At 67.9% G+C, this 19,256-nt stretch carries 17 protein-coding genes and 1 pseudogene; 9 read left to right on the top strand and 9 right to left on the bottom strand.

All coding sequences use genetic code 11. The annotated features are described in order from the left end of the window. The first annotated feature begins 38 nt into the window (after positions 1-38). Positions 39-1,022: an aldo/keto reductase gene (locus LFT45_RS21840; protein WP_236805844.1), complete on the top strand. Its 984-nt coding sequence runs from the start codon at positions 39-41 to the stop codon at positions 1,020-1,022. Here the strand turns inward: LFT45_RS21840 and LFT45_RS21835 are convergent. After that, positions 1,004-1,903, bottom strand: coding sequence for an amino acid-binding protein (locus tag LFT45_RS21835; RefSeq protein ID WP_236805843.1), 900 nt, complete (start codon positions 1,901-1,903; stop codon positions 1,004-1,006). The genes LFT45_RS21840 and LFT45_RS21835 overlap by 19 nt on opposite strands. Before the next feature lie 270 nt (positions 1,904-2,173). Here LFT45_RS21835 and LFT45_RS21830 point away from each other — a divergent pair, with 270 nt between their 5' ends. Beyond that, positions 2,174-3,169: an SMP-30/gluconolactonase/LRE family protein gene (locus LFT45_RS21830; protein ID WP_236805841.1), complete on the top strand. Its 996-nt coding sequence runs from the start codon at positions 2,174-2,176 to the stop codon at positions 3,167-3,169. 168 nt (positions 3,170-3,337) lie between these two features. Then, complete coding sequence (locus tag LFT45_RS21825; RefSeq protein ID WP_236805840.1) at positions 3,338-4,414, top strand: FUSC family protein; 1,077 nt, start codon at positions 3,338-3,340, stop codon at positions 4,412-4,414. 35 nt (positions 4,415-4,449) lie between these two features. Here the strand turns inward: LFT45_RS21825 and LFT45_RS21820 are convergent, their stop codons facing one another. The 3 genes and pseudogenes from LFT45_RS21820 to LFT45_RS21810 all read right to left on the bottom strand — a co-directional run bounded on the left by LFT45_RS21820 (position 4,450) and on the right by LFT45_RS21810 (position 8,677). After that, positions 4,450-4,911 carry a hypothetical protein gene (locus LFT45_RS21820; protein ID WP_236805839.1) on the bottom strand — a complete coding sequence of 154 codons (462 nt, stop codon included), beginning with the start codon at positions 4,909-4,911 and terminating at the stop codon, positions 4,450-4,452. Then, a complete protein-coding gene (locus tag LFT45_RS21815; protein ID WP_236805838.1) occupies positions 4,908-7,289 on the bottom strand; it encodes a molybdopterin oxidoreductase family protein in 2,382 nt (793 codons plus the stop codon). The genes LFT45_RS21820 and LFT45_RS21815 overlap by 4 nt, the downstream gene beginning before the upstream one ends. Positions 7,290-7,367: 78 nt before the next feature. Next, positions 7,368-8,677, bottom strand: a pseudogene (locus LFT45_RS21810) (MFS transporter). 212 nt (positions 8,678-8,889) lie between these two features. Here LFT45_RS21810 and LFT45_RS21805 point away from each other — a divergent pair. From LFT45_RS21805 to LFT45_RS21795, 3 genes are all read left to right on the top strand, one after another. Next, the gene (locus LFT45_RS21805; protein WP_236805837.1) at positions 8,890-9,639 is read left to right on the top strand and encodes an IclR family transcriptional regulator; all 750 of its coding nucleotides are present in this window, start codon (positions 8,890-8,892) and stop codon (positions 9,637-9,639) included. 130 nt (positions 9,640-9,769) lie between these two features. Then, entirely contained in the window at positions 9,770-10,954 is a 1,185-nt protein-coding gene (locus LFT45_RS21800) for a 4-hydroxybenzoate 3-monooxygenase (RefSeq protein WP_236805835.1), read from the top strand. Positions 10,955-11,063: 109 nt separating this feature from the next. Beyond that, entirely contained in the window at positions 11,064-12,095 is a 1,032-nt protein-coding gene (locus LFT45_RS21795) for an FAD-dependent monooxygenase (RefSeq protein ID WP_236805833.1), read from the top strand. A 42-nt stretch (positions 12,096-12,137) separates the two neighbouring features. Here LFT45_RS21795 and LFT45_RS21790 read toward each other — a convergent pair whose 3' ends face one another. The 4 genes from LFT45_RS21790 to purB form a co-directional block, all read right to left on the bottom strand. Beyond that, positions 12,138-12,572 carry an acyl-CoA thioesterase gene (locus tag LFT45_RS21790; protein ID WP_111903068.1) on the bottom strand — a complete coding sequence of 145 codons (435 nt, stop codon included), beginning with the start codon at positions 12,570-12,572 and terminating at the stop codon, positions 12,138-12,140. 70 nt (positions 12,573-12,642) lie between these two features. Continuing rightward, the gene (locus LFT45_RS21785) at positions 12,643-13,146 is read right to left on the bottom strand and encodes a GNAT family N-acetyltransferase (RefSeq protein ID WP_236805832.1); all 504 of its coding nucleotides are present in this window, start codon (positions 13,144-13,146) and stop codon (positions 12,643-12,645) included. Positions 13,147-13,250: 104 nt separating this feature from the next. Then, positions 13,251-13,916, bottom strand: coding sequence for a histidine phosphatase family protein (locus tag LFT45_RS21780; RefSeq protein WP_236805831.1), 666 nt, complete (start codon positions 13,914-13,916; stop codon positions 13,251-13,253). Between the two features lie 146 nt (positions 13,917-14,062). Next, positions 14,063-15,505 carry an adenylosuccinate lyase gene (purB, locus tag LFT45_RS21775; RefSeq protein ID WP_236805830.1) on the bottom strand — a complete coding sequence of 481 codons (1,443 nt, stop codon included), beginning with the start codon at positions 15,503-15,505 and terminating at the stop codon, positions 14,063-14,065. Positions 15,506-15,710: 205 nt separating this feature from the next. On the opposite strand from purB, the gene LFT45_RS21770 reads away from it, so the two are divergent. Continuing rightward, complete coding sequence (locus LFT45_RS21770; RefSeq protein ID WP_236805829.1) at positions 15,711-16,034, top strand: hypothetical protein; 324 nt, start codon at positions 15,711-15,713, stop codon at positions 16,032-16,034. Beyond that, positions 16,034-17,578, top strand: a complete 1,545-nt coding sequence (locus tag LFT45_RS21765) for a PE-PPE domain-containing protein (RefSeq protein WP_236805827.1) — start codon at positions 16,034-16,036, stop codon at positions 17,576-17,578. Before LFT45_RS21770 ends, LFT45_RS21765 begins: the two co-directional genes overlap by 1 nt. Here LFT45_RS21765 and LFT45_RS21760 read toward each other — a convergent pair. Continuing rightward, the gene (locus LFT45_RS21760; RefSeq protein ID WP_236805825.1) at positions 17,532-17,960 is read right to left on the bottom strand and encodes a phage holin family protein; all 429 of its coding nucleotides are present in this window, start codon (positions 17,958-17,960) and stop codon (positions 17,532-17,534) included. The two genes, LFT45_RS21765 and LFT45_RS21760, sit on opposite strands and share 47 nt — an antisense overlap. 59 nt (positions 17,961-18,019) lie before the next feature. On the opposite strand from LFT45_RS21760, the gene LFT45_RS21755 reads away from it, so the two are divergent. Beyond that, complete coding sequence (locus tag LFT45_RS21755) at positions 18,020-19,138, top strand: histidinol-phosphate transaminase (protein WP_236805823.1); 1,119 nt, start codon at positions 18,020-18,022, stop codon at positions 19,136-19,138. Positions 19,139-19,256: the final 118 nt, after the last annotated feature.

Genomic DNA, 19,256 nt, shown 5'->3' with positions numbered 1-19,256 from the left:
GGACTGAGGGTGAGGCAGGCAGGGAAAGGAAGTACCGAATGAAGACGGTCCGACTTGGAAACTCCGGGCTGGAAATCAGCGCAGTTGTCCTGGGCATGATGAGCTACGGCGATCCGGAGAAGGGGTCGCACGGGTGGAGTGTGGGACTCGATCAAGCCAGGCCGTTCGTGCGGCGCGCCTACGAGGCGGGGATCACCACCTTCGACACAGCAAATGTGTACTCGGCCGGCTCGAGCGAGGAGATCACCGGCACCCTGCTCAAGGAGCTGGCACCCCGTGAGGAGGTCCAGATCGCCACCAAGGTCCACGGCCGGATGCGTCAGGCCCGTAACGGGGCCGGCCTCAGCCGGGCCGCGATCATGCACGAGATCGACGCGTCCCTCACCCGGCTTGGTACCGACTACGTCGACCTGTACCAGATCCACCGCTATGACCCGGTGACCCCGGTCGAGGAGACGATGGAGGCCCTGCACGACGTCGTGAAGGCCGGAAAGGCGCGGTGCATCGGGGCGTCCAGCATGTGGGCCTGGCAGTTCGCCCGCATGCAGCATGTGGCGGAGCTGCACGGCTGGACCAGGTTCGTGTCCATGCAGGACCAGTACAACCTCCTCGAGCGGGAGGAGGAACGCGAAATGCACCCGTTCTGCCAGGCCACGGGTGTGGGCGTCATCCCCTGGAGCCCGCTGGCACGCGGAAACCTGACGCGGCCGTGGGGTGCTGCCGGGTCCGGGACCCGGCAGGACACGGACGAGTTCGGCAAGGGGCTGTACAAGCAGGACGAGGACGCGAACAGGGCCATCGTCGACGCCGTCGCCGCCGTGGCGGACGATCGCGGCGTGCCGATGGCGCAGATCGCTCTGGCCTGGAGCGCGGGCAAGTCCGCCGTCACCGCCCCCATCATTGGGGCGACGAAGGAACGCCATATCGACGACGCCGCTGCCGCCGTCGGGATTGCTTTGACCGACTCGGAAGTCCGGCGCCTCGAAGAGAGCTACACGCCGCGCTACCCCTCCGGGTTCTGACTCTCCCCGTGGTGGGCGAGCGGCTCCCGGTGCGCCAGGATTTCGGCGAGCTCCGCGAGCCGGTGGGCGCGGGCTGATTCGGCCGGTGTGAACGGCTCGCCGGGACGGAAGAAGGTGATGGGTCCGTGCCAGGCGGTGGGAATCTTCAGGATGGTGCCGGCGTCGTTCGTTGACTCGCCCTTCGTCAGGGCGTGGCGGGCCGACTCGCTGCCGGGGTCGAGGATCCGGGCGGACAGCAGTTCCGCTACGGCAAGTGGCAGCTCCCCGGGTGCGGCGGCGATGCGGGCGGCCAGGCTCAGGGCCTTGGTCTGACCGTCGGCCATGGCCAGGGCGGTGGTGGGCCAGACCTGCGGGCTCCGTCCGCCGCCGTCCGCCAGTGCCTCCAGCAGCTGGCGCTCGCTGACCTCTCCCGGGGCGGACAGCACGAACTCATCCATCACCCCGCCCCGGACCGGGTGCACGTGGATGCCCAGGATGTTGGTGTCCAGCAGCGCCAGGGACCGGGTGATCCGCTTGAGGGAGCCGGGCTCGTCGCGGAGCACGGTGCGGGCACGCCACAGAGCCGGAGCCGCGCCAAGGTGCCGGCGGTGACGGAGCGCGGGCGCGTGGAGCCACCGCCGCAGGATCCGCGCGGCGGACGGCTCGGCCACCCAGATCACCAGGACGGTGGCCGTCAGGGTCAGGACGAGCACCTTGGCGACATAGGGCAGATGCGTCTGCACCACCAGCGCGTGCACCAGGAGTTCGATCGGGAGCATGACGGCGACATTGGCCGCCGTGAGGCGCGTCTTGGTGGGCTCGGGCATCTGCCCGCAGACCTCACAGCTTAATTCGGCACAGCTCAGTTCGGCAGGGGATGGGGCGGTCGCGTTGGGCTTCATGCCCCCAGCCTGCCCGGCCGCTGTTACAGGGGCATTGCCCCCGCGTTCCGATCCCGCGAACCATCCCGCAAACCCCTGGAGTTTTTGTCCAGATAATGGCCTCTGACGGGGCTTTTGCGCGCGATATCTGGACAAAAACTCGCAGCCGGGGCCAGGGCGGCGGCGTCCCCGTTCCCGGCCTATGGCCAGCCTCCGGCCCGGTCCTTAAACTGGAAAGACCAGCGTGCGGAGCTCCCGTACAACGGCCTGCTCGCACGGAAAAGTCCACTCGTGGAGAGCACCGCCATGCCCGTCAGCATCAGTTCAGGCCGTACCAGCCGCCTTGCCGCCGCAGGGTTCCTCGCCCTCGCCGCGCTCCTGGTCCCCGCACCCGTTGCCTCCGCCGGAGAGGCCCGGGCAGTGCAGTCCCGTTCGGACGATGTTGCCCCTGTCATCCTGCTGGACGGGGCCAAGGGCGCCGAGGGCATCGCGGCCGCAGGCAGCACCAAATTCTTCGCCGGCGACCTCGTCACGGGGGACATCTACCGCGGCGACATCCGCAAGGACAAGGCCACCAGGTTCATCGATGTGCCGGTGGGCAGGATGGCCGTGGGCATGAAAGCAGACCGGCACAACGATCTGCTCTTCGTGGCCGGCGGCCCCACCGGCCAGGCCTACGTGTACAACACCGACACGGGAAAGACGGTCAAGACCTACCAGCTGACCAAGAAGAAGGACGTCTTCATCAACGACGTGGCGCTCACCCGCCACGGCGCCTGGTTCACCAACTCGCGGCAGGGTGAGCTGTACTTCATCCCGGTGGATGACGACGGCGGCCTCGGCAGCGTGCGCACGCTGGCACTGAAGGGCCCTGCCGCGGACACCAGCAAGCAGTTCAACCTCAATGGCATCGCCTACTCCCGCGACGCCCGCCGGCTGGTGGTGGCCCATTCGGGCAACCAGGCGCTCTACACGGTCAGCCCTCGGACCGGGGCCAGCACCGAGATCACCGGAGTGAAGGTGCCCAACGTCGACGGCATCCTGGTCAAGGGCGGCACCGTCTGGGCTGTGCAGAACTTCTCCAACCAGATCAGCCGGCTCCGCGTGAACTTCCACGAGTCAACGGCCGAGCTGCGTGAGGTCATCAAGAGCCCCCACTTCAACATCCCGACGACGGCGGCGCTCTTCGATGACACCCTCGCCGCGGTCAACGCCAAGTTTGGGGTGACGAACGCCAAGACCTTCGAAGTGGTCACTGTGGACGCACGTACCCACGCCACTAAGTAGCCCCGCCCGGTAGGCCCGGCTGAGGAGGCCCGTGCGGAGGGAGACGAATGCAACAGGACAGCAGGCGGCCTCCACGGGAAAGGCGGGCGCCGGCCCCGTTACGCTGGTAAGCGGACGCCAGTGCCGCCGTCGTCAGTTCCAAACTGCAACGAAAGGCGCGAACCCCCCGTGAAGCTGCTGGCCGAGATGTTCACCCTTGCCCCGGCAAACAAGGATCATCACGTCGCCGTGCGGTGCGCCGTGGGCGTCTTCGTGCCGCTGATCACCCTGGTGCTGCTGGGCCGCCTGGACCTGGCGATCTTTGCCTCCTTCGGCGCCTTCACCGGCATCTACGGCCGCGGCGAGCTGCACCGGAAGCGGTTTTTCATCCAGGTCCGGGCCGGCGCGCTCATGCTCCTGGTGATCCTCCTGGCCACGCTGACTGCCCGGCTTGTGCACGCGGGCGGCCTGTCCCAGACGGCGAGCATCTGGCTGCAGGTGCTGGCCACCACCCTCGTGGCCGGCGGCTGCTCGCTGGTGATTGCCCGGTGGCGGCACCGGCCGGCCGGCTCGCTGTTCCACATCTTCGCCTTCGCCGCGATCGCGTCCATCCCCAGCCAGCCGCCGCTGTGGCAGTGCATGCTGGTGTCCGTCCTGACTACGCTCTTCTGCCTGGCCGTCGGGCTGTCCTCCCGCGTACTGCGCAGCCACCGGACCCCGTGGGAGATGCCGCCGCCCGTCCGCCTTACCGCGGAAGAGAAGCGGGCGGCGGGGCTCGAGGCGCTGGGCTACCTGGTGGCAGCGGGGCTCGCTGGCACCCTGGCCACCCTCGTGGGCCAGCTGCTCGGCTTCGGGCACAACTACTGGGCCATGGTGGCGGCGGTGGTTCCGCTGGTGGGACGCACCACGCGGCACCGCATCGCCCGGGGCCTGCAGAGGATCATCGGCACCGTACTGGGCCTTATTCTCCTCGCCGGCGTCCTGCTGCTGCAGCCAGTGCCGTGGCAGACGGTCCTGGTGATCGCCATCTGCCAGTTCGGCGCCGAGCTCTTCATTGCCCGCAACTACGTGCTGGCCCAGCTCTTCGTGACGCCACTGGCACTGACCTCTACGCTGCTCGTCTCCCCGGCCGCACCGGGCATCCTGCTCCGGGACCGGATCGTCGAGACGGTGATCGGCGCCGCCGTCGGAATCGCCGTGGTGCTGGCGCCCGCCGTGTGGTCCCGGATGTCGCGGCGGACCTCTGCAGGCGTGCCGGCGCGGTAGGGCGCTATTCAGCCACGGGTTTATCTAGCCACGGTTCACTCGGCCACCAGCAGCGCCTGGGGCGCGGCCTGCTTCATCCTGGTCTGCAGCCAGCGGATCTCCAGCTCCGAGTCGCCCTCGCACTGCTCCACCACGCCCTGGAGTTCCTTGTCCCGGTCACCCTTGGCGGCCTGCCCCACCATCATCCACGTCACGTCGATGTGGTTGACCAGGACGTACAGGTCCTGCAGGTCAAGCATCAGCGCAAGCGGCCCGGAGCGGACCTTCCTGATGCCATCGGCCGTCAGCCGGTGTTCCTCCTCGCCCTCGGTGTCTTCGCCGTAGCGGCGAATGACCGGTTTCAGCGCCTCCCGGTGGGCATCGCACTTCTTGGCGAACGTCTGCAGGATGAAGTGCACGTCCGGCTCATCGCCGTGGCCCTCCGCCACCACGCGGAACGACGACGCGAGCGTGGCCTCCGCCTCGTCCAGCAGGCCGATGTAGACGGGAAGTTTCATCGCTGGGCTCCTGTTGCGCGGCGGGAAGCGGTGGTGTCCGGGGCCTTCGACGGGCCGTCGCCGCTGCGCAGTTTTTCCACCCGGACGGCGGCATTCTTGAACAGCGGCTGCTTGGACACCGGGTCCCATTCGGTGACGGTGAGTTCGTTCGCGGCGCGGTGCCGGCCGCCGTCGGGCACGTCCCAGTACCCGTAGTGGAACGGCGCAAAGACGGTGCCGGGCCGGATGTCCCCCACGCGGACCGGGACTTCGAGGCTGCCGCGGCGTGACGTCACCCGGACGATGTCCCCCTCCTGGCACCCCGCGCGGGCAGCGTCCTCGACGGACATCTCGATCCACGGCTCCGGCGCGGCGGCGTTGAGCCGGCGGCTGCGGCCGGTCTTGGTCCGGGTGTGGAAGTGGTACGCCGTCCGGCCGGTGGTGTAGCGCAGCGGGTAGTCGGCGTCGGGTTCCTCGTGCGGCGGCGTGTAGTCGAGGGCCTTGAGCCAGGCCTTCCCGGGCTGCACCGTTGCCTTGTACTCCGTTTCGCCCGTCGTGGCGCCGGTGAGGAGATCATGCCCGAAGGACTCGCAGTACTCCGGGGCGGTGGGGAACTCGCCGTCGGTGTACAGCCGCTCCGTGCCGCCGGGCTGACCCTCGGTGCACGGCCACTGGATGCCGCTGCCGCCCCTGAGCTTGCGGTAGCTGAGGCCCGTGTAGTCGCATGGGCGGCCGCGCGAGCATTCCTTCCACGCCTCGAAGCCGTCCTCGGGGCCCGACCAGTCCAGCAGCGGCCGCCCGTCCTGGTCCGTGAAGCCCATCCGGCGGGCATAGTCGAGGAAGACCTCGAGGTCGCTCCGTGCCTCGCCCGGCGGGTCGACGGCTTTCTCGGACAGGTGGACGGTCCGGTCGACGTTGGTGAAGGTGCCGGTCTTCTCGCCCCAGGCGGCGCAGGGGAGGACGACGTCCGCATACTGCGCCGTCTCGGTGAGGTAGATGTCCTGGACCACCAGGAACAGGCTGTCCTTGTCCAGGATGTGCCGGATCCGTTCCAGCTGGGGCATGGACACGGCCGGGTTAGTGGCGGAGATCCAGAGCAGTCCGATGGAGCCCTGCTCGACGTAGCGGAAGATCTGCAGGGCGTGCGTGGGCGGAGCCCAGTCCGGGATGATGCCGGGGTCCACGTTCCACAGCCGGGCCAGGTCCTGCACGTGCTGCGGGTTCTCCCAGTTACGGAAGCCCGGCAGGTCGCCGTCGGCCCCGCATTCCCTGTTGTTCTGCGCGGTGGGCTGGCCGTTCATCTGCAGCAGCCCGCAGCCCGGCCTGCCCAGCAAGCCCCGGAGCAGATGCAGGTTGTTGACCTGGCAGGACGATGCCGTCGCGTGGGCCGACTGGTAGAAGCCCTGCAGGACAGTGGAGAGGACCCTCTCCCCGGTGCCGAAGATCTCGGCGGCGCGGCGCACGTCCACCGCATCCACGCCGCAGGTTTCCGCCACCTTCTCCGGGGTCCACGGCTCCACCACGCTGCGCAGCTGCTCCAGGTTTGCGGTGTGCTGGCTGATGTAGTCCTCGTCGATCCAGTTGTTGGCGAGGACCTCGCGGATCAGGCCGTTCATCAGCGCCAGGTTGGTGCCGGGGTGGACCGCCAGGTGCACGTCGGCCCGGCGGGCAACCTCGGTGTCGCGCGGATCGACGCACACGAGCTTTGGCGGGTTGGGCCCGTCCAGCCGGTCCAGCACGCGCGCCCACAGCACCGTCTGCGTCTCAGCCATGTTGTGGCCGTACAGGAAGATGGCGCTGGAGTCATCTATGTCCGTGTAGCTGCCCGGCTGGCCGTCGGCGCCGAAGGATTCCTTCAGCGCCGCGGCGGCCGTGGCGGTGCAGAGCCGCGTGTTGCCGTCCATGTGCGGAGTGCCGATTCCGGCCTTGCCGAGCATGCCCAGGGCGTAGTACTCCTCCAGGAACAGCTGGCCGCTGGTGTAGAAGCCGTGGCTGAGCGGGCCCTTGCTGGCCAGCAGCTCCTTGCTCCGCTCCACTATGCGGCCCATGGCGGTGTCCCAGTCGGTCTCCACCAGCTCGCCGTCCACCCGGATCAGCGGCCGGGTCAGGCGGTCCCGGTGCTGCTCGCCCTGCCAGCTGCCGTAGAGGCCTTTGGGCCCCAGCCGGCCGCGGTTCACCCGGTCCTGCGCGCGGCCGCGGATGCCCACCATTTTCCCGTCCTTGACGGCAATGTCGCAGCCGCACCCGTTGCTGCACAGGACGCAGGCCGACTGCATCCAGCGGTCCACGTCGCCGTCGGTCATCCCTTCGGCCAGGACCTGGTCCACGCGCTCGGGCCACGCCTGCCCGCTTCCGTGCGGCGTCCGCTCGCCCCAGATGTCTGCGATCCGGTCCGTCATGGGGTCAGCCTCCAAGGATGGTAAGTGAGCTTACTGTCCTTAGGTTACCCGCCGCCGTCGTCCGCGGAAGGGGCTAAATCATGAGCGTTCGACGGCGGCCTCCCGGCCGGGTGCCGCGGCGATGGCGTGGGGGACGGCCACCAGAGCGACGACCGCAAGGACGGCGGCGGCCGCGAACACGTAGAAGCCCCAGGGGTAGGCGATGCCGGCGGCCACGAGCGTTCCGGTGACGGCCGGGCCCGTGATCGCGCCGAACCTGCCCACACCGGCAGCGAACCGAGGGCGGTGCCGCGGAGCCGGGCCGGGAACAGCTGGCTGACCCAGGCGTAGACCAGGACCTGGGAGCTGAAGACGAAGACGCCGGTCACGAACACTGCCGCGTTGAGCAGCAGCTCGCTTTGCACCTTGATGCTGAGGACGGCAAGGAAGACGGCGGAAAGCCCGAACCACAGCAGGACGATCTTCTTGGTGCCGTGCTTGTCCGCAAGGATGCCGGCCACCACGAGCCCCACGACGGCGCCCACATTCAGGACCAGCAGCAGCACCAGGCCCGCGCTGACGGTGTACCCGGCGGAGGCCATGAGCTGCGGGAGCCAGGTGTTCAGGCCGTACACCAGCAGGAGTCCCATGAAGGAAGCCACCGCGATGCCGAGGGCGACGAAGGGGTAGGGCTTGCGGAGGAGGTCTCGGAAGCTGGCCTGCTGGCGGGGGGTGGCGGGCGTGGTGGCGGGGGAGGCCTCGCGGCTCCGGGCCTCTGCCCCTGCTGCCGCTGTTATGGCTTCTGTTTGCGCGGGCTCCGTTGCGTGCGCAGGCGGCAGGGTCTCCGGCAGCCGGAACCACAGGAGCGGGACCAGGGCGAAGCCGGCCACGCCGCCGATGACGAACATGATGCGCCAGTCCGGCACCACCAGAAGGGCCAGGAATGCGGTGGCGACGGCGCCCACGTGATAGCCGGTCATGGTCCTGGTAGTGGACTTACCGGCCGTGCCGGCTGGGGCGTAGTCGTTCATGTAGGCCAATGCGGCCGGCAGGCAGGCGCCCAGGCCCAGTCCGGCGAGCAGGCGGAAGATGCCGAAGACGGCCACATTCGGCGCGAAAACGACCGCAATGGTGAAGAGCGAAAACCACGCCACGCAGGCCACAAGGAGGCGGCGCCGTCCCAGCCGGTCGGAAAGCGGCGCGATGAAGAGCGCCCCAATGCCCACGCCCACCAGTGAAATCGTGGCTGCGTAGGTGGCCCCGACGGCGTCGAAGCCCAGCTCGTGGGTCTTGATCAGGGTAGGGATGACGGTGCCCAGCACCACCAGGTCGAATCCGTCCAGCACCATAGCCAGCCAGCAAAGCCAGACGGGCCACTGGGAGCGGCGGGCAGCAGGGAGCGTTGACATGGGAACCTCATCGTCCGGGTAGAAGCTTGTTACGGGATCGAAGGCGGCTTGTGGAGCTGCCGCTGCATATGGCCGGAAAGACCTTCTGGAGGACGGAATGCCGCGGCGCTGCAGGGAGCGTTTCGGCGTGCCGCCGTCAGATTCGACATGAGAGTTGTATCACCGCCGGGTGTAATGTGGGACAACAAAAACCATTCAATGGAAGCAGGACCTTGGCCAACTCAGTCTCCGGGGATTCGGTGGTTGACCGCGTGGTGCGCGTCATCGCGGCATTTCCGGCCGGCGTCACCGTCCTGCAATTGTCCGAGCTTGCAGAGCGCGCGGACCTCCCCCTGACCACTGCCCACCGCCTGGTGCGTCAGCTGGCAGCGCACGGGCTGCTGGAGACCAGCCCCGGGGGCTCGGTGCGGCTGGGGCTGAGGCTATGGGAGCTGGTCAACCGCAATTCGCCCACGCTGGCCTTGCGGCAGGCAGCCATGCCCTTCATGGAGGACATCCAGCATGTTCTCAACCAGAACGTGAACCTTGCGGTGCTCGACGGCTGGGAAGCGCTGTTTGTGGAGCGGCTGTCCCGGCGCGGATCGGTGGCAAACCGGGCCCAGATCGCCGGCCGCATGGCGGTCCACGTGTCGTCAGCCGGACTGGCCCTGATGTCGCACCAGCCCAAGCATCTCCAGGCCGAGTACCTGGACGAGTTCGCCGATCCCGCCGGAAAGGCGAGCCGGGACGAGGTGCGCGCCTTGCTGGCTGAGGCAGCAAACCAGGGTTATGCCGAGCTTGCGGGCGTGATCGACCCCGACACTTGGGGCATTGCCGTTCCCGTGCTGAACGGCCAGAAGCGCGCAGTGGCGGCAATCGGCGTCGTGGTTCCCCTGCGGGAGATGCGCATGCAGGCGCTGGTACCCGCGCTCCAGACGGCGGCACGAGGCATCGCGCGGCGGCTCAGCGAGGGTGCCGGGTAGGACGGCGGGGCGGCGCTGCTTCCATTCAGCGGAATTGATGTAACGCCAGCCACACTGCCCGGCGCACACTGTTAGCCAGCAACCACCTTCCGCCCGGACCTCCGGGCCACGCAACGGAGCGAGGAACACCATGGCACGACAGATCATCACCACCCAGGTAGCCATCCTGGGCGCGGGCCCTGCGGGACTCATGCTGTCCCACCTGCTGGCCAAGGCCGGAATCGAATCCACCGTGATCGAAATCCGCAGCCGCCGGGAAATTTCGGAGACGGTCCGCGCCGGCATCCTGGAGCACGGCACGGTGAACATGCTCGTCGACAGCGGCGTGTCCGACCGGGTGCTGCGGGAGGGCGACCGCCATGACGGGATCGAGCTGCGGTTCAACGGCGAGAGCCACCGCATCGACTTCAAGGAACTCGTGGGGGAGTCCGTCTGGCTATACCCACAGACGGACGTCTTCATGGACCTCGCCGCCCGCCGGGAGGCCGACGGCGGTGACGTGCGCTACAGCGTCACCGACACCACCATCCACGGCATCGAGGACAAGCCCAAAGTTTGGTTCACCGACGCAGACGGCGTGGAGTACGAGCTCCAGGCCGACTTCATCACCGGCGCCGACGGCTCACGCAGCCACTGCCGCTTCCAGATCCCCGAGGTGCACCGCAAGTGGTACTTTCACGAGTACCCGTTCGCGTGGTTCGGCATCCTGGCCGAGGCACCCCGCAGTTCCGACGAGCTGATCTACGCCAACTCGGAGAACGGCTTTGCCCTCATCAGCCAGCGCACCGAAACCGTGCAGCGCATGTACTTCCAGTGCGACCCCAAGGAAAACGTGGCCGACTGGACCGATGAGCGAATCTGGGCGGAGTTCCGCAGCCGCGTCAACGGCAACGGCTTCGAACTGAAGGAAGGCCCGGTCATCGACAAGATGGTCCTGCCGTTCCGCAGCTTCGTGCACACGCCGATGCGGCACGGCAAGCTGTTCCTGGCCGGCGACGCTGCGCACACGGTGCCGCCGACCGGCGCCAAGGGCCTGAACCTGGCGATTCACGACGTCAAGGTGCTGTTTGAGGGGCTGGACAGCTACTACAACAGCGGCTCCACCGCCCTCCTGGATTCGTACAGTGACCGTGCCCTGGACCGCGTCTGGAAGGCCCAGCAGTTCTCCTACTGGATGACCACCATGCTGCACACCCCTGCCGATGCCGGCGACTTCGCCCGGGCCCGCCAGCTGGGCGAGCTGCACTCCGTGGTGTCCTCACGGCACGGCCAGGCGTACCTTGCCGAGGCGTACACTGGCTGGCCGTCACACTAGTCTTCCGCACGACAGGCCACGGACCTCATGACGGGCCCGGTGTTCCGCCACCTGTGCGGGTCAGGGCCGCTCAACCCGGCGTCCCGCCGTCGGGCTTAAGATCGGGTCCATGGAAGCCATAACGATCATCGGCGGCGGCATCGCCGGCCTCGCGCTCGCGGCAGGCCTGGACCCGAAACGCTTCGACGTCGCCATCCACGAGCAGCGGCCCGGAGTTCCGGCGGTGGAGACGTCGCTGGCCATGTGGCCGGAGGCGCAGGCGGGGCTGGCGGTCCTGGGGGTGCTGCCGCAGATCCGGGAGGCGGGCACGGCGTTCGGCGGGATGGCCCTGCGCGACGCCTCGGGTACAGCCCTGGTGGCACCCGAGGTCCGCGGGCTCCGGGGCGTCTCACGCGCAGACCTCATCAGGATCCTTGATGCCGCGTTGCCGGCTTCCGTGCAGCGCATCGAGGGCAGGGTGGATGACATTCCGGCCACCGGCCCGCTGTCGTCGGGCCTGCTGGTGGGGGCCGACGGCGTCCACAGCGTGGTGCGACGCTCCTTCTGGGGCGCCAGGTCACAGGCAAAGCTGACGCCGTACCTGGCGCTGCGGGGCGTCCTTCCCGGTCCCGTCCAGGCCGGCGCCGGAGGGGAATACTGGGGCCGCGGGCAACTGTTCGGCATCACGCCAGCGTCCGCCGGCCGGACCTACTGGTATGCCTCGTTCCGCTCGGACCTCGGGCCGGCGGGCGTTGATGCAGCCGAAGCGCTGAAGCAGGCAATGGAGCGCTTCGCCGGAAGCGCGCCCACCGTCCGGACAGCGCTGGAGCAGGCCACGGCGGACGCCACGCTGGCGCAGCGGATCTGGACCACGCCCAGCCTGGGCAGCTTCGTGCGGCCGGGCGCCGTCCTGGCCGGCGACGCCGCCCACGGCATGACGCCCAACCTGGGCCGCGGCGCCTGCGAGGCTCTCGTAGACGCCGTCACGCTGGCCGAACTCCTCAACGCCCATCGGATGGAAGACGCGCTCAAGGCCTACAACCGGCAGCGCGCCCTGAAGACCCAGCTGCTGCGGCTGGCTTCCTCCGCCATGGCGGGTGTGGCCCTGACCGAACGGGCACAGCCGCTGCGCGACGGGCTGCTCAGGCTGGCTACCCGTTAACACCGGCGGTGCATCCGTATCAGCCGGACGACGGCGGGGACGTCAGTCCTGTTGCAGCGTTTCGGTGAGGTGGTGCGTGGGGATGCGGTCGCGGTCGTAGGTGATTTCCGTGTAGCCGTGCGGTTCCGGTTTGCCGGTGGAGCTGAGGTTCACGAACACGATCTCCTCAATGGTGAGAATGCTCTGCCGGGTGATCATGTTGCGCACTTCGGCGCGCATGGTCATCGACGTCCGGCCGAAGCGCGTGGCGGTCAGGCCCATCTCAATGAGGTCGCCCTGGACTGCGGAGCTGACGAAGTTGATTTCGGAAATGTACTTGGTGACCGCGCGGCCGTTGCCCAGCTGGAGGATGGCGTAGATGGCGGCTTCCTCGTCGATCCATTTCAGCAGGCTGCCACCGAACAGGGTGCCGTTGGCGTTGAGGTCCTCGGGCCGGACCCACTTGCGGGTGCGGAACGTAATGTCTTTGGTTTCCATAGCGCGAGATTAGCGGACGGCGGCCTGCCCCACCGGAGTGTGACGGCCGCCGCCGGTTGTGTGGGGCGGTTCAGGCCATGGCGGTGTGCGCCGCGCTGTGGCAATCGATCCTCTTTTCGAAGCAGTACGAATGCTCGACGCCGATGTAGGGACCGAAGTTGGGAACCGGATCGAAGCCGGAGCTCGCGTAGAAATTGCGGCCGTCAGTCTGCGCCGAGCCCGCCTCCGCAGTGATCCGGGTGATGCCCTGGGCAAAGGCTTCGGCCTCGAGGGCGGCCAGGATGGAGCTGGCCACGCCTGAACCGCGGGTGTACGGGAGAACGTAGAGGCGCTTGATTTCCGCCGTCTCGGAGTCGAGCAGCCGCAGACCCCCGCAGCCCACCGGCTGGCCCGAACCCTTGTCGTAAGCCACGAGGAACACGGCGGTGTCCACTTCGGAGGGCTTGGGTCCCGGCTCATGGTCGGGGCACCCGAAGCGGGCGTCCAGTTCCGCCTGCTGTGCCGCGCGCAGATCAGCTCCCACAGGATTCGACCAGCTGACTTTCCGGATGTTGAGCCTGGGATTGGTCTGCATCTGTGCCTCGATTCGCCGAAGGGTTATGCGAATTAAGGTTAGAACCGCACCGTTACCGCGGTGTTTCCTGCCGGTAAGCGCCGTGGGAACACTTTGCGCCGGACCTAGCCCGTGGCCTTTCCCATCGGGTCCTCGGCGGTGGGGTCGGCCAGGGCAAGGCCCCCGACGGGGCTGGCATCCCAGTGAATCAGGTTCCAGCCGGCCTCGGGATCGCCTTCCAGGGCCACGATGCCGGTGTTGGCGAGGACGTGACGGGCGGCGAATTCCATGTCGATGTTCTCTGCCCGGTGGCCCGCCCAGACGCGGATCGCGGCGCCGTGGCTGACGACGGCGACTGCGCCGGTGCCGGCGGCTTCCGCGGACACCTTGGCGATCGCGGCGTCATAGCGTTCGAAAAACTCGTGCCCGTTGGGCCCGGCGGGCATCCGGCGGTCGAAGTCGCCGCCGGTCCAGGCGAACACGGTGCTCATGTACCGCCGGTGGGACTCGTGGTCCGTCAGCTTTTCCAGGGCGCCGGCCTCGATCTCGTGGATACCGTCCAGGATCTCCACATCCAGGCCGAGCTCCCGGCTCAGCGGCTTGGCGGTGATCTGGGTACGGACCAGGGTGGAGGCGTACAGCGCGCTGATCGGCTCATTCACCAGCGCCCGCGGCAGTGCCTCCGCCTGGCGCTCGCCCAGCTCGGTCAGCCCGGGGCCGGGATGGGCGGTGTCCAGCTGCCCCAGCACGTTCCCGGGAGTTTCGCCGTGGCGGATGAGCAGCAGCCTCATGGTTTCGCGTTCCTTGTCGTCGTCGGGAAGGTAGGCGGGACAACCGCCGCAAAACGGGACCGGCCGCTTAATGCAGGAGCTGCCTTGCGGAAGCCGTCGGAAACGGAAGCGGTGCCGGGCAACATAGTCCGGCACCGCCGTCGTGCTTATTTAAGGTGGTCAACCAGCTGGTCCGCGATGCCGGTGTACTTGCCCGGCGTCAGGGCGAGCAGCCGCGCCTCTGCCTCTGCGGAGAGGCCCAGGCTCTGGACGAACTCCTGCATCCGGGCGGCGTCCACGCGCTGGCCGCGGGTGAGGTCCTTGAGCCGCTCGTACGGGTTCTCCATGCCTTCGACGCCGGCGATTGCCTCCGCGCGCATCACCATCTGGATGGCTTCGCCCAGGACTTCCCAGTTGGTGTCGAGGTCCCCGGCGAGCACGCTCTCCGCGACATCGAGACGCTCCAGGCCCTTGGCCACGTTGGAAATGGCCAGCAGGGAGTGGCCGAAGGCCACGCCGATGTTGCGCTGGCTGGAGGAGTCCGTGAGGTCGCGCTGCCAGCGGGACGTGACAAGCGTGGAGCCCAGCACGTCCAGGAGCCCCGAGGAGATCTCCAGGTTGGCCTCGGCGTTTTCGAAGCGGATCGGGTTGACCTTGTGCGGCATCGTTGAGGAGCCGGTGGCGCCTGCCACGGGAATCTGCGCGAAGTAGCCTATCGAGATGTAGCTCCAGATGTCCGTGCAGACGTTGTGCAGGATCCGGTTGAAGCGGGCGACATCGGCGTACAGCTCTGCCTGCCAGTCGTGGCTTTCGATCTGCGTGGTCAGCGGGTTCCAGGTCAGGCCCAGCTTCTCCACGAACGACTTCGCGACCTGCTGCCAGTCCGCGCCGGGGACGGATGCCACGTGGGCGGCGTACGTGCCCGTGGCGCCGTTGATCTTGCCGAGGTATTCCGTTTTGGCGACGCGCTCCAGCTGCCGGTTCAGGCGGTGCGCGATGACGGCGAGCTCCTTGCCCAGGGTGGTGGGCGTGGCGGGCTGGCCGTGCGTGCGGGACAGCATGGGAACGGCGCGGTTATCTTCGGCCATCTTGCTGATCTGGGCCACGAGGGCACGGGCTGCGGGCAGCCACACGTCCTCCACAGCGCCCTTCACGCCCAGGGCATAGGACAGGTTGTTGATGTCCTCGGAGGTGCAGCCGAAGTGCACCATGGCGGTCAAGTTCTCGATGCCGATGGCGGGCAGGCGGCGGCCGATGTAATACTCCACGGCCTTCACGTCGTGGACGGTGACGGCTTCGATTTCGGCCAGCTCGGCGACGGAGGAGGCATCGAATTCGGTGACGATCGCACGCAGCTTCTGCTGCTGCTCCCCGGTCAGGGGGCCGGCGCCGGGGAGGACGTTGTCCCCGGTCAGGTGGATAAGCCACTCCACCTCGACGGCCACCCGGTCGCGGTTGAGGGCTGCCTCGGACAGGTAGTCAACGAGGGGGCCGACGGCGGACTTGTAGCGGCCGTCCAGCGGGCCGAGCGCGATTTGTTCCCCTGACGCGGCGAGGGCGAGGCGTCCGGAGGGCGTACGGGTGTCAGCTGTGGCGGCAGTTTCAGGCATGACCTGATTCTTTCATGAAGTTCTGTGCCCGCTGAAGCACCGGATTCCGTGTGACTTCTCCTCCACAGCCCCTGACCCGCGCACTTCTCCACATGGACGACGCCGGCCGTTCCGTCGGCGGCGGACGGCGCCTTAGCGTCGTGGGCAGGAAGCGAGAGAAGGGCTGACGCCGGAGCGTTGGCCCGCAGTGGATGGGGGTATCCGGATGAGCGCCAGCGTAACAGTGATGAGCGCCAGCGTGACAGCGGCCGACGCCGCGGCATGTTCGTCGCGGAGTTTTGAGGTCCAGCTGCTGGCCGGGCGGGTGGAGGCCTGCGCGGAACAGGTCGATGCTGTACAGGCAAGGCTGACGCAGCTCCAGCTGATGGACTGGCAGTCCCCTGCCGGGCTGGCGTACAGATCCAGTCTCCGCTTACAGGCCGTTGCCCTTTGCCGGGCCCGGGAAGGAGTGCTTGCCGCCGCCCTTGCCCTGCGGCGGCACTCCGTCCGTGTCGCCGGGGCCGCCCTTCCCACCGCCGGTGGCTACTGATGGCCGAGGCCGCGCCGGGCGGTGGCGGCGGGCAGCTGCGCCCCCTCGAACCGGCCTCCAACGCTGTCCTTTCCGTGCGCGGCGGAGTAGGCGGAATCTCCTTCCAGCTGGAGGAACTGGATTCGGGGGCGCGTGAGCTGGATGTGCTCGCCCGGGATCTGGCGGCTGTCGAACTGGGCATGTACAGGGTCTGGGAATCGCTGGGAAGCTACCAGCGGGACGATCCGGCCAGCGGTGCCGGGGCCCTCACTGCCGTCTGGGAAGGGCAGCGTTCCGTAGCGGCGGTGCGGGAGGAGGTGGAGCGCCTTGCAGGGGGTGTGCGCGCCTGCCAGCTCGAGTACAGCGCCGCCGAGACGGCGAACCTGCTCATCACACATCTCCATTGGGACGCACCATGGTTGTGGGGGCGGCAGGCAGTTGACCTCGCCCTGGTTGGGGACTGGCGGGACTGGCGGCCCAACACGGCAAGTACCGAGGCGATCGCCTCGAGCGATCCGGTGGTGGCCGCTGGCTTCCTGGCCGCGCTTCTGGGAATGCGGTCCGGTGAGATGGATGCCGCCACGGAAATGGCGCTTGCCTCCGGCGGGGGCTCCAGTGCGCCGGCCCTTGTCCGCATGCTGCTGGACCGGGTAAGGCCCGACCTCAAGCCGCGGCCGGTGAAGGCGCTGCAGGAAAGCTCCGGCGAGATTGCCCTGGACGCCTCTCCGGCAGGTCTTCTTGCCCGGGCAGGGGAGGTGGACGACGCCGGCCCCGGCCGAATCGAGATCATCCGGACAACCACCGGGGGTCGGGGCGCGTTCATCGTCGTCATCCCCGGAACCCAGCCCGGCAACATGGGTGGCCCCAACCCCTTCGACGAGGCCGGTGTCGGCGAATCACTGGGGTACGGGTCCGAGTACACGGCCGCAGGCATCCGGGCGGCCCTGCGCCAGGCCGGTGCGGAGGCCGGGGACCAGGTGGTGGCCGTGGGCTACAGCCAGGGCGGCATCCATGCCATGAACCTCAGCCAGGACAAGGCCTTCCTGACCGAGTACAACCTCAAGTACGTGCTGACCGCGGGATCGCCGGTGGGCGCCATAACCCCGGAGCCGGGCATCAGCAGCCTGCATCTGGAGCACCGGCAGGACTGGGTTCCCGGCAGTGAGGGCCTCCCCAACCCGGACACCAAGGAACGGGTGACAGTCACGCTCAACGGTCTCGTCAGGACGCCGCCCGGTGTGGACGCCGGCCTCGGTCCCGGGCACAGGCTCACCAACTATGAGGCGGGGGCCCGGGCAGTCTCGGCGAGCCCAGATCCTTCCCTGGCGGCGTCCACTGCCGCGCTTGCCGGGGTGGTGGGCGCGGGAGGGACGGCTAGGGCCACCCGGTTCCAGCTGGTCCGTGCGCCAAAACCGCCCACGCCCGCGGGGCTGCCGCCACTGCCCGCCCTGGGCAGGACGATCCTATCCATCGGCGGGGGTGTCAGTGGTGGCGGAAGTGCCGGCGCCGGCGGGGGTTTCAGCGGTGGCGGGCGCCGGGGACCCGGTCTGCCACCAGCGAAATGACGGTGATGATGATGGCGGCCAGCAGGGCGGTCCAGAAGAACGAATCGATAGTGAAGTGCACGGGCGTGTAGCCGCTGATCCAGGAGGTGAGATAGAGCATCGCGGCGTTGATCACAACAGTGAACAGGCCCAGCGTCAGGATGGTGATGGGCAGGGAGAGGAAGCTGACGATCGGCCGCACGAAGGCGTTGACCAGGCCGAAAATCAGTCCGATGAACAGGTACGCGAGGACAATGCCGGCGGCGTCAGTTCCCTGGTTCACCCCGGTCTTGGCTACAGCTTCCGTGGTGGCTGTGGTGGAGATATCCAGGCCGGGCAGAAGCCAGCTGGCAATCCACAGCGCCAGTCCATTAATGATCACGCGCATGATGAAAGACCGCATGCGCCCATGCTGTCACACCGCAAGGTCGGGCAGGCAGTCCGGGGCATAGGCTAGGTGGCATGACTTCATCAGAGACTATGGCGGGGGGCCTGAGGCCGCGACCGGTGGTTGACCGGCTGCCCCGCTACGCTGCCGGCAAGCCGCCCGTCGCCGTCGACGGCCTTGCCAGCTACAAACTGTCGTCCAACGAGAACCCGCTGCCGCCCATCCCGGCCGTGGTGGAGGCCATTGCCGCCCAGACCGACTTCAACCGATATCCGGATCCGCTCAGCACCAAGCTGCGTACCGCGCTCGCCGGATTCCTCGACGTCCCGGCCGAGGACATCGTCACCGGTGCCGGCAGCCTCGGCGCCCTCACCCAGTTGCTGACCACGTTCGCCGGCCAGAATGACGACGGCAAGCCCGACGAAGTGATCTACGCCTGGCGGTCGTTCGAGGCCTATCCCATCTGCGTGGGGCTGGCCGGGGCAGAGAGCGTGCGTATCCCCGTGACGGCTGACGGCCGCCATGACCTCGACGCCATGGCCGCGGCCGTGACCGCGCGAACCAGGGTGATCCTGCTGTGCACTCCCAACAACCCCACCGGCCCCATCCTGACCGCCGAGGAAACCGAGCGCTTCATCAGGGCGGTGCCGTCGGACGTTGTAGTGGTCATCGATGAGGCTTACCAGGAGTTTGTCAGGGCGGAAGACGCGGTGGACGGCATCCGGATGTACCGCAAGTACCCCAATGTGGCGGTGCTCAGGACGTTCTCCAAGGCACACGGCCTCGCCGGCCTCCGGGTCGGCTACAGCGTTTCCCAGCCCCAGCTCACCCAGCATCTGCGCGTAGCCGCCACCCCGTTCGCGGTCTCGCAGATCGCCGAACAGGCCGCCGTCGTGTCGTTGCAGAATTTTGGCCAGGTTGTAGAAAGGGTACAAAGCCTGGTGGCTGAGCGGGACCGGGTAACGGCAGGCCTCCGGGACCTCGGTTGGTTCGTTCCGGACGCCCAGGGCAACTTTGTGTGGCTCGATCTTGGCGAGAACAGTGCGGAGTTCGCCCAGCTCGCCGGGGAACGGGCGCTGTCCGTGCGTGCCTTCGGAAATGAAGGTGTCCGGGTCAGCATCGGCGAAGTGGAAGCGAACACGCGATTCCTGGAACTCTGTGCGGTTTACACAAAACCGCCACGCCGTTCCTAGCGCTTAACAAACAGCCGGCACTACCTACGCCGGATAAAGTAAGGAACAGTAAGCCAAATATATATGCCTCACCGGGAATGCATTCCCAGCAAGGCATATATCCCAGCGACATTGCAAC

The organism is Arthrobacter sp. FW305-BF8 (genome assembly GCF_021789315.1).
Lineage (GTDB): Bacteria > Actinomycetota > Actinomycetes > Actinomycetales > Micrococcaceae > Arthrobacter.
Note: the sequence above shows the minus strand (reverse complement) of the source record. Positions and strands in the feature narration are given on the sequence as shown.